Genomic DNA, 10,327 nt, shown 5'->3' on the forward strand with positions numbered 1-10,327 from the left:
CGCAAAAATGGCAGAATCTAAAGCTTTAGAATCTTTAGATTCTGTTTAGGCATCGTGCTACCACACGCACTATGTATGTTATTTGGCAAAGCCTCGATCCATTTATGATAGATGAGTTGGCAAAAAACAATGAAGACTTTGAAAATTTTTTGGACTTCATATTTGAGAATAGAGGATTGACAAAATTTGTTTTTGATGAAGTTCTTAGTGATGAAAAGCTCAAAGCCTATCTCTAAAAGCACTAAGATTCTAAACTAAACACAAACTCACTTACCGCAGCTCTGGATTTGCGGTATTACAGAATCTAGCTACCTAGATTGAGATTCTGTAAAATTAACTCCAAGCAAATACTAGATTCTGCTAAGCTAGATTCTATCTCCTCATAGCCCCTAGCTTGCGCAAAACCCCTTGATTGTCTAGCTGTGGATATGCCGGCTGGGCAATGCAAAATCTCGTGCGCTATCCACACGCCTACCCGCGTAGTTGCTCAAGCCGCTCGCGCTTAGAGCCAATATCGGTAATTTGTATCCCAAAGTTTCCATCCACTATCACCACTTCCCCGCGCGCTATGACTTTGTCATCTACCAAAATCTCTAGCGGATCGTTGGCAAGCTGGTTTAGCTCAATCACGCTGCCTATATCCATAGAAATCACATCTTTTAAGAGCATTTTTTTCTGCCCGATGCGCACCTTGACATTGAGGCGGACATCTAAAATCATACTGATATTTTTAAACTCCGTGGCAGAGAGCGCGTGGGATTCTGGAGCTTGGGGCTCGCTGTTAGCCGCCTTTGGCTCAAAAAGCTGCACAAAAGATTCTGAAGCGAGCAGGATAAAATCTGCATTAATAGAATCTAGTGAAAAATGAAAGATATAGGCTTTTTGGAATCTACTCAAATCAATGCTTTGTTGGATAAAATCCATTTGTGTGCAGGTAAAGCTTAGCTTAGGCAAGTCTTTTTGTGAGCCTAGATTGGTCGCAATCGCCCCAAAGATATTAGACACAATCTCTTTGAGCGCGTCGAGATCATCGCCACTTAGCTCCGCCTTGCTCTCGCCCTCGCCCCCTAGCATCATATCCGATAGTGCGCTACCCATATCTGCGGGGATCACTACTGCAAGCTCGCCACTGCCCTCCCCGCTAGCTGTGAGGTAGGCTATGCCATAGCTTGGCGGGAGCATATCGAGGCTGACATTATTGTCGCGCGTGTGCTCCACACTTGCGTTGCGCCCCATTAGCCCCTCGATGGTGGCGGTTGTCTCGGCGATTACCAAATCAAGAAACTGCTTCATACTCTCTCCTATTCACTCTCTTCTGCCTCGAGATCGATGACTTTGTTTTTGCGCTGTGCTTCGAGCATCTCAAGCACTTCTTTGACATAATCTTTTTCGGTTTTGATCACTTCTTTGATGCAGATTGTTTTGCGATAACGCTGCAAGCCAATCGTGGCGATGTATTTTTCCCTGCCATCGATACACACACGCACCGTATCATCAGCCACGCTATCAAGCCGCACGATATCGCCCACTTGCAGATCGAGCACTTCGCGCAGCGTGAGATCCGTCTCGCCAATGAAGGCAGAGACGACGACATTCGCCCCCGCCACGAGGGCTTGGAGCTCTTTGTTGCGCGATTTTTTGGAGCTGGTATCGCTTAGCATTAGATCGCGTGTGGCTAGGCGAGAGAGCACCGTCTCAAGCGCGATTACGGGATAGCAGATATTCATCATACCACTAGAATGCCCGATGATAATCTCCATTACCACCATAATCACGATTTCATTTTGCGCCACGATTTGCACGACATTGGGGCTAGATTCTTTGGCATCGATACTTGGGAAAATATCCGTAACCGAGCTCCACGCCTCCTTGAGATTTTGCATCATTTGGCGCAAAATCGTATCAAGCAAATTGAGCTCTATATCGCTAAACTCCCGCGCGTTTTCATACGGATCGCCCTTGCCACCTAGTAGCCTATCTATCATTGGAAAGGCAATACTTGGATTTATCTCTAGCACGCCGCTGCCTTCCAGTGGCTTCATTGAAAAGACATTAAAGCTCGTGGGGCTAGGCAAACTCATCAAAAATTCCCCATAAGTCATCTGATCCACGCTATGGAGCTGAATCTCCACGATAGAGCGCATCACGGCTGAAATCTGCGAGGAGAGCGAGCGCGCCATTTTGTCGTGGATACTCTTAAAGGCGCGCAGTTGCTCCTTGCTCACGCGATTTGGGCGTTTGAAGTCATAGAGCGTTACTTGCTTTTGGTGGAGGACATCTTCTTTTTCTAAACTCTCGGCGTCGCCGCCATCATCGACTACCTCTAGGAGCGCGTCTATCTCTTCTTGACTTAGGATATCAGCCATTGACTTCTCCTAGCGCGAGGCGCACCTTTTTGATCACTTCTTTTGAGATTTGTGAGATTCTGGATTCTGTAATGCCCAAAATCTCGCTAATCTCCTTAAGGCTTAGCTCCTCGAAATAATACAATTGGATAATCATCTGCTCTCTTTGGCTTAGCCCCTGCAAAATCCTAGCAATAATCTCGATGAGCTCCTCTTGCTGCAAATCCTCTAGGATATTATCCCCGATAATGGCGTTGTATTGTTCATCGATGGGCACGAGCGCGTAGATATCGCTTGCCATACGCGCTTCTTTGACTTTTGAGACTTCTTCATTGAGCACCTTAGCGAGATACTCATCGCTTGGTTCTTCTTGGTATTGGTTGAAGTATTTAGAGACTTCAGAATCTATGCTTTTGACAAGCTTTCTATTAGAGCGCGAGAGCACATCAAGCGAGCGCAGATAATCTAGCATTGCACCATTGACGCGCGTCTTGGCAAAGCCCCAAAAGGAGTCGTTAATCGAGCTATCATAACGCCTCGCAAGCTTTACGAGCTCTTCTGCCCCGATAGAGACTAAATCCATCACATCAATCGAGCTTGGTAGCCGCTCTTTGAGGCGAAACGCCATCGCTTTGACAGCCGGCAAATACTGCGTAGCAAGCTCATCTTGAGCAAATTTAAGATTCTGATTATAAGCGTCTGCTCTCTTTGGCATACCTGCTACCTTTTGTATCGTATTTTTGGGCTTTTAGGCATTGGCACTCTCTTCCTCGTGATCGGATTCTATGCTTTTTAGGAATGTGCGGATCTTTGCCACCTCGCGTTCGCGCTTGTCAAACTCTAGGCGGTAGTATTCTAGGTTTTGCTCTAGCTTGTCTTTTTTCACACTCGATCTGCTAAAGTCCAAAAACCAAAAATACAGCGCGATACTCACAGCGATAATGAGGTAGATTCCAATGGTGGTAATGATCGTCCAAATAACCATAAACGCGGGATCTTCAAACTTCACAATCGAAAATGCAAGTCCGATAAAAAACCCAGAAACAATGCCAAAGCTCATATAATTATCAGGCTTCATCGCTCCCCCACCTACAAATAGCCAAGCATTCTTTTCAAAAAAGAGCCCAATGCGCTTTGGGATTGTGAAAGCATATTTTGTTCCATAGAAAAGAGCTTAGATTCTAAAGCGAGGAGCTGCCCCACGATCTCATCAAGCTGAATCTTTGGGGGCGAGAGAGGCTGGGCTTTGTAAAACAACTCTCTAGCGCGCGTGGCTTGTGAGATGACTTGGCTTTGGGCTAAAAATCCTAGATAATGCAAGTGCAGCGAGGGTATCCTCTCTAGTGCCACACCGCGTATGCGCTCATACACTGCCTTAGCCTCTTTGGGGCTTTGTGCCATATTGATGATGAGCGCGATATCGTCTTTGCTCTTAGCATTTAGCTTGATAGTGGCATACGCATCGGTGAGCGCGGAGGGATCGCGCATCGTAACGACTATGAGCATATCACTAGCGTCCAAAAATCGCTGCGTTACACCACCTATGCCCGCACCCGTATCGATGAGCATATACTCGATAGAATCTAAAATATCACTCTCTTCTACAAATCGTTCCAAAACCCCGGTATTGGCGTATTTTAGAATCTCATCGCCGCTATCGCCCGGAATGAGATAGAGCCCCTGCTCGATGGTATGCACCACTTTATTAAACCCCACTTCGCCCCTAAGCGCGTGCAGGATATTGTAGGGAGTTTTCACACCAAAGATAAGATCGAGATTTGCTAGCCCGATATCCGCGTCAAAGACTGCGACTTTTTTGCCCCTTTTCCACAACGCGTAGGCGAGATTGGCACTTATGCTGGATTTGCCCACGCCACCCTTGCCACTTGTGATCGCCACAAAGCGCGTGGTGCTATGCTGCCGCTTAGATTGGGATTGGACGAGCTTTTGGAGGGCGCTGGCTTGGTGGGCTTGCATAGCACTTCCTAGAGGTTTTGCTTCTCTTGAGGCTTCCTAAAGCCCTCTAGTAGGCAATCCACGAGATAATCATTTGTCGCCACAAGCAGATCGTTTGGCACGCTCTGCCCGATAGAGAGGTAGCTCACGGGCTTTTTGGTTTCATAGATGAGTGAGAACATATTGCCAAAATTTCTACTCTCATCGAGTTTGCTAAAGATGAGTGTATCAAGCTCCAAGCTCCCGCTAAATGCACTATAAGTATCGCGCAAGTCCTCGTATTTGGCATTGAGCGCGAGCACGAGCGAGACATCGATTTTGTAGTCGTTGTTGATATAGCTTTTTAGCATTTCAAGCTTTTGCTTGTCGTGCTGGGAATGCCCGGCGGTATCGATGAGGATATAATCACAATGCCTTAGTGAATCTATTGCCTTGCCAAACTCATCGGGTTCGACTACCGTATCGATACTAAGGCGCATCATACGCGCATACGCCATTAGCTGATCGACTGCGGCGAGGCGATAGGTATCAAGCGTGATGATACCCACTTTGTGGCGTTTTTCCATCATCAGCGAGTAGCGCGCGGCGAGCTTGGCTAAAGTCGTGGTTTTGCCCACACCCGTGGGACCCACAAGCATCATTATGCGCTTTTGTCCCACTTGGAGATTCTCACTCCGACAATAAATCATTTTGCGCAGCACCTCGCGAAAATACCGCTTTATCATCGTGGAGTTTTCACGCATTCTTAGGGGCATAAGCTCAAGGCTTAGGCGCATAATCATATCCAAATGCTCTTTGTTCATACCGCTGCTTTTGGCGATTCTATAAATCTCTGCAAATTCTTGGGGTATGTTTAGCCCCTCTGGCGCGCGCTCCTCCCAAAACATATTTTGGATAATCTTCATCTTGTCATTAATCTTATCAAGCTCTTGGCGGATCTCTCTAAGCTCACCGCGCTCTAGGTTTGCTTGGTTTATGCGTATGCGCTGCATATCTTCGATTTTAGAATCTACATCTTTTTGGGAGAGATTTACCGGAGCGGCGGTGGCAGCACTTTTGTAGGGATTGGCATTGGGGAGGTTGTTTGCGACTTTTTGGGGCGTTTGGGGCGGCGTGCTTGGGAGCTTGGTGGGGACATTGGCAATCTGTGAGATCTCACGCACCGCGTCACTTAGCTGCAAGCTCACTTCATCAAGCCCTTTTTCTTTTTCCTCGCGCTTTTTGGCAAGCTGGCGTTTGGCGATCTCCTCTAGTCGCTGCTGCACGCTATTTTGCACGATATTTTGTGAATCTAGCCCCTCACTCGCAGGTATATCTTCATCGACCATTACCGTCATTTCATACAATCCCGCTTGGTTGAGCGATTTTTTGCGCACTTCCTTTGTCTGCACGACTTGCGCGTCCTCTCCGAAGCTCTCTCTAGCCTTTTTCATCGCTTCTGCAGGAGTTTCTCCCATAAAAGTGTGTAGTTTTTTTGCCATAACGCCCCTTTAGTCAGTCTTTAGAGAGAAAACTCATCGGAATGCACACGCTCTCTCGGTTTTGCCAATGTGAATGCGGGATTGTAAGATAAGCTCGCTTTAAAATCAATTTGTTAAAAAAAATTATATCGATATCGAGGATTCTCGGGGCGTTTTTGAATGCGCGTTTTTTGGGACGCCCAAAGCGTCTCTCTAGGTAGAAAATAAGCGCATAAATCTCGGTGAGGTTGTGCGTGGTGTGAAGCAAAAGCGTGGCGTTATAAAATGGCGGCTGGCTTACAAATCCAAACGCGGGATTGTGCAGGAGCGGGCTAGATTCTATATACGAGATTTTGGGATGAGTGCGTAAGATTCTAAAGAGGTTTTTAAACGCCCTAAGTGTGCGGGGTTGGTTGCCGCCTATGCCGAGCAGGATTTCATTATGTGGGGCTTGATGTGGAGATTTGGTGTGCGTATTTTTGTGTAAGAAAGTCTTAGGATAGCAGCAGCTCGCGCTTAGTGTGAGATTCACGCCAAACCTTTTGTGATTATTTGTAAAAAGCAAATACAATTATAGGCTAAATTTTTAAAGCAAGGAATGTGTATGAAACCCTTTGGCAAAGTCCTCCTTTGGCTCGCTATATGCGCGAGTGTAGCCCTAAGTGCTAGTTTTGAAAATAAGCTCACCGCCCTTATCAAGCAGCGCACCTCCCAAGATGTCAAAGTCCTAAGCGTGCGAGATCTCAAAAGCTCTGAATCTCTTAAGCTCGTAATTGTGCAGACAGGCGACCTCAAAGTCCCATTGTTTGTCACAAGCGACGCGAGTTTGGTGTTTGGCGCGACAAATGTCTTTTTCTCCCAAGATCTCACGGATTCTGTGGATGTGGCAAACTTCATCAAGCAGACCCAAGGCAATAACCAAAAAGCCGATGGCAAGGATATCGCCAAGCTTTTCCAATCGCTCAAAGATCACGAGATGGTAATGCTCCCCTCATCAAATCAATCCTCAAAAATTACCTATATCATCGCAGATCCCAACTGCCCGGGATGCCAAAAAGAGATCCAAAGCCTCCAAAGCCGCTTAAAAGATAGCAATGTGTATGTGGTGCTTGTTGGATTTTTGGGCAAAGATTCTGCGCTCAAATCCTCTATGCTGCGAGAGCGGCTAGCCGCCCTGCCCGATACACAGGCAAAAGTCGCCCTGCTCCAAGAGGTTTTCAAAAAAGGCTATGAACTGCCAGCAAAATACCAAAATGATGATTTTAGCGATATTTTGAATCTCAATGAGCGCGTGAGCGCGGCGGGTGTGAAGTCTGTGCCCTATATCTATGAGAGAGAGCACTAAAGCCTTTTTTTACCTTAAGCGCGTTACAATTTTAAGAAATTAGCCCAAGGAGATTCTATGAGATTAAAAGCCCAGCACGCCCCATATATCGCAAATAAAGTCGCCCTAGATTTGGCGAATGCGAGTTTTGTAACCCTTAGCGGCTCTCTAGAATCTCTAAGCGACATCGCACTGCGTGTATTGCAAGAAAATATCCAAGCCGAGCGCGCTATCGATGAGAGAGCCAGAGAGATACTCGAGGAATACACTGATGAGATTGAAGTGTATCGAATGGATGAGAGCGATATGTTTAGAATGTTTAAACGCCAAATCGCGCAAGAAAAGAATTTTTCACTCCGATGGGACGAGCGTTGCAGCGATCTCTCACATCAGATTCTAGCTAGCCTCTTAGAAGAGGATGCCATCGACTTTAAGGTTTCAGACATCATCATCAAAAACATTATCCACAAGTCCATCAACGAGTATTCCAAAATCTATGAGAGGAGCGAGGAAGAAGTGCTCAAAAAACTTGAGAAATACAAGCGAAAGCTTGTGTATGGGAGCGAGGAATATGAGATCGTGTTTGCCAAACTCTATGAAGAGGAATTGCGCAAGAGAGGGCTTGCCTAATGCCGACATCAAGCCCCTCGCAAGCTAGCACAGCAAGCAATCTCCAGACAATCTCTCTGTATTTTGAAAACGGCGTGTTTTTGCAGGCTAAGAGCTTTGGCGCAGAGGGCAGTGCAGTGGGCGAAGTGGTGTTTAACACCTCGCTAAGCGGCTATGAGGAAATCATCACCGATCCGAGCTATGCGGGGCAGTTTATCACATTTAGTATGCCAGAGATTGGCATCGTGGGTGTGAATCCCCAAGATACAGAATCTAGGCAGATTTTTTGCAAGGGCGTGATTGTGGCAAACTACAACGACTTTTACTCAAACTTCCGCGCCACGCAGTCGCTAGGGGAGTTTCTCAAATCCCAAAATATCATAGGAATCTGCGGCGTGGATACGCGCGCGCTTATCAAAATGCTCACCAAACAAGGCTCTATGATGATGATAGCTAGCACGCAGCTACACGACGCCCCATCGCTCGCCGCCAAGTTAGCAGCCGCACCCCATATCCAAGACATCAATTATATCGAGCAAGTCTCCACGCCCACGCCCTATACGCACCAAGATTCTGTCTTTAGCTTTGAGAGCTTTAGCTATGAGAAGCCCAAGTGGGATAAGAAGATTGTCGCTATAGATTTTGGTATCAAGCGCAATATCCTAAATGAGCTCAACGCCGTGGGGCTAGAAGTCGAAGTGATTCCTTATAACTTTAGTGCTAGCGAGGTGCTTAGGCGATATGAGTGCGGCGAGATAGGCGGGGTGTTTCTCTCCAATGGACCGGGCGATCCGCTCGTGCTCACAAAGGAAGTTGAGCAGATACAAAAGCTCATAGATTCAGGCATTCCTATGTTTGGAATCTGCCTAGGACATCAGCTCTTAGCCATCGCGCACGGCTTTAGGACATTTAAGCTAAAATTCGGACATCACGGAGGCAATCACCCCGTAAAAAACCTCATCACCCAAGAAGTCGAAATCACCGCGCAAAACCACAACTACTCCGTGCCAGATTCTATAGAATCTATTGCGCAGGTTACGCACAGAAATCTCTTTGATGGCACGATTGAGGGGCTTAGATACCACAACAAGCCCATCTTTTCTGTCCAGCACCACCCAGAGGCGAGCCCGGGACCTAAAGAGGCGCGCAGACTTTTCGCCGAGTTTGCGGCGATGGTGCGCGATCGAGCCTAAGCCTCGGACTAGATTCTAGGGCTAGCGCACGACTTTACAAAATTTTTAAAAATACCTTATGTGTTTTTAATCTATAATCCCACCCTTTGCTTTTAGTATCGCATATTGCTTTTTGACGCAGGAGGGGGAATGATGAAAAGTATCAAATCAAAACTATCACTTATTGTTGGCGTTACGCTAGCTATCTCACTTATTATTTTGGCCACCATTGGTTTTTATTTTACCAAACAGGACTTGAGCACTTTTATCCTCAAAAGCGAAAAGGAAAATGTCGCAGCGGGCTATATTTTGTTTGAAGGATTCAAAACCGCGCACACCGAGAGTCTTAAGAAAATGGCACCTTTTGTCGCGCAGATACCAAGAGAGAAGTTTGCAGATCGCGAGGCTTTGGGCGAGGAGCTAGGCAATATGCTCGTAGCCGTGCGTGCCGGGGGCAATGCTCTAGCGGCGTATGTGGGGCTTCCTGATGGGAGTATGATCACAAGCGATCCGGTGAGTGATGAAGAGCACAAAAGCTTCCGATGGCGCGGAGCAAACACGGCAGATTCTGCTTACAACGCCACGACAAGGGAATGGTATAAGGGCGCGGTGGAGAAAAAGGGCGTGTATGTAACCGATGTGTATGAAGATAGCGTGACCAAGCTCCCATCTTTTACTTACTCCATACCGCTTTATCAGGGCGAGAGGCTGCTAGGTGTGCTTGGCTTTGACGCGCTGCTCACCGATATACAGACAGATTTTGAAAAGCTCAGAGGCAGGGTTTTTGTCTTTGGCAAAGATCAAATACCCTTTGTTGCTAGCGATCCTGATATACTTATGAAGAGCACACCAAATATACCTATACTCGCGGATATGCACAAAAAGTTTGGGGATCTCAATGAATTTTTCTACACGCGCCTTGATAATGGCGATGAGAGGTTTGGGGTGTGCCAAAGTATCAAGGGGGATTTTGAGTATCTCATTTGCGGAGCGGGCTCGGTAGAGATCATCAACGCGCCCATTAGAAAAACCGCCCTTATCCAAGCAGTCGTGGCGATAACCATCGTGATTGTGATGGGTGTGGTGATATTTTTCCTTATGTCGCGCTATCTCAAGCCACTTGGGACAATCCAAAGGGGCTTGCACGCTTTCTTTGACTTTGTGAGCCACAAGAGCGAGCAGGCAGAGCCGATAGATTATAATTCTAAAGATGAGTTTGGCGCGATGGCGAGGGTGATTAATGCCAATATCGAGCGCACTAAAGATTCACTGCAAAAAGATGAGCAAGCCATCGCCGAGGCTGCGCAAACTGCCAAAGCCGTAGAAGATGGCGATCTCACCGCACGCATTGACAAAAATCCAGCCAATCCCCAGCTAAACACACTAAAAGATTCAGTCAATCAACTCCTAGACTTGCTCTCAACTGCCATAGGTAACGATCTCCCAGAGCTTAATCGCGTC

12 protein-coding genes and 1 pseudogene are annotated in these 10,327 nt (G+C 46.9%); 5 read left to right on the forward strand and 8 right to left on the reverse strand.

Annotated elements, in window-relative coordinates; genetic code table 11:
- Positions 1-71: 71 nt before the first annotated feature.
- Positions 72-236: a hypothetical protein gene (locus tag ACH2BK_RS09600; RefSeq protein ID WP_395003687.1), complete on the forward strand. Its 165-nt coding sequence runs from the start codon at positions 72-74 to the stop codon at positions 234-236.
- A gap of 68 nt (positions 237-304) precedes the next feature.
- On the opposite strand, the gene ACH2BK_RS09605 is transcribed toward ACH2BK_RS09600, so the two are convergent.
- The 8 genes from ACH2BK_RS09605 to folK are packed head-to-tail and all read right to left on the reverse strand — an operon-like array spanning position 305 to position 6,293.
- On the reverse strand, positions 305-469 hold the full coding sequence (locus ACH2BK_RS09605) for a hypothetical protein (RefSeq protein WP_395003689.1): 165 nt from the start codon (positions 467-469) through the stop codon (positions 305-307).
- Positions 470-471: 2 nt separating this feature from the next.
- The gene (gene fliY, locus ACH2BK_RS09610; RefSeq protein WP_395003691.1) at positions 472-1,293 is read right to left on the reverse strand and encodes a flagellar motor switch protein FliY; all 822 of its coding nucleotides are present in this window, start codon (positions 1,291-1,293) and stop codon (positions 472-474) included.
- An 8-nt stretch (positions 1,294-1,301) separates the two neighbouring features.
- Positions 1,302-2,366, reverse strand: coding sequence for a flagellar motor switch protein FliM (gene fliM / locus ACH2BK_RS09615; RefSeq protein ID WP_394998094.1), 1,065 nt, complete (start codon positions 2,364-2,366; stop codon positions 1,302-1,304).
- Positions 2,359-3,060, reverse strand: a complete 702-nt coding sequence (locus ACH2BK_RS09620; RefSeq protein WP_394998092.1) for an RNA polymerase sigma factor FliA — start codon at positions 3,058-3,060, stop codon at positions 2,359-2,361. The genes fliM and ACH2BK_RS09620 overlap by 8 nt, the downstream gene beginning before the upstream one ends.
- 33 nt (positions 3,061-3,093) lie before the next feature.
- The gene (locus tag ACH2BK_RS09625; RefSeq protein ID WP_394998091.1) at positions 3,094-3,423 is read right to left on the reverse strand and encodes a hypothetical protein; all 330 of its coding nucleotides are present in this window, start codon (positions 3,421-3,423) and stop codon (positions 3,094-3,096) included.
- A gap of 11 nt (positions 3,424-3,434) precedes the next feature.
- Complete coding sequence (locus ACH2BK_RS09630) at positions 3,435-4,322, reverse strand: P-loop NTPase (RefSeq protein WP_395003693.1); 888 nt, start codon at positions 4,320-4,322, stop codon at positions 3,435-3,437.
- 8 nt (positions 4,323-4,330) lie between these two features.
- Positions 4,331-5,782: a flagellar biosynthesis protein FlhF gene (flhF, locus tag ACH2BK_RS09635; RefSeq protein ID WP_395003696.1), complete on the reverse strand. Its 1,452-nt coding sequence runs from the start codon at positions 5,780-5,782 to the stop codon at positions 4,331-4,333.
- Between the two features lie 13 nt (positions 5,783-5,795).
- Positions 5,796-6,293 carry a 2-amino-4-hydroxy-6-hydroxymethyldihydropteridine diphosphokinase gene (folK, locus tag ACH2BK_RS09640; RefSeq protein WP_394998087.1) on the reverse strand — a complete coding sequence of 166 codons (498 nt, stop codon included), beginning with the start codon at positions 6,291-6,293 and terminating at the stop codon, positions 5,796-5,798.
- Between the two features lie 72 nt (positions 6,294-6,365).
- On the opposite strand from folK, the gene ACH2BK_RS09645 reads away from it, so the two are divergent.
- From ACH2BK_RS09645 to ACH2BK_RS09660, 4 genes and pseudogenes are all read left to right on the forward strand, one after another.
- A complete protein-coding gene (locus tag ACH2BK_RS09645) occupies positions 6,366-7,106 on the forward strand; it encodes a protein-disulfide isomerase (protein ID WP_395003698.1) in 741 nt (246 codons plus the stop codon).
- Positions 7,107-7,163: 57 nt separating this feature from the next.
- The gene (locus tag ACH2BK_RS09650; protein WP_394998083.1) at positions 7,164-7,715 is read left to right on the forward strand and encodes a DUF507 family protein; all 552 of its coding nucleotides are present in this window, start codon (positions 7,164-7,166) and stop codon (positions 7,713-7,715) included.
- Positions 7,715-8,887 (forward strand): glutamine-hydrolyzing carbamoyl-phosphate synthase small subunit, encoded by a 1,173-nt coding sequence (gene carA, locus ACH2BK_RS09655; RefSeq protein WP_395003700.1) that lies wholly within the window; start codon positions 7,715-7,717, stop codon positions 8,885-8,887. Before ACH2BK_RS09650 ends, carA begins: the two co-directional genes overlap by 1 nt.
- Before the next feature lie 129 nt (positions 8,888-9,016).
- Positions 9,017-10,327, forward strand: a pseudogene (locus tag ACH2BK_RS09660) (methyl-accepting chemotaxis protein); the annotation flags it as partial.

The organism is uncultured Helicobacter sp. (genome assembly GCF_949282165.1).
Lineage (GTDB): Bacteria > Campylobacterota > Campylobacteria > Campylobacterales > Helicobacteraceae > Helicobacter_F.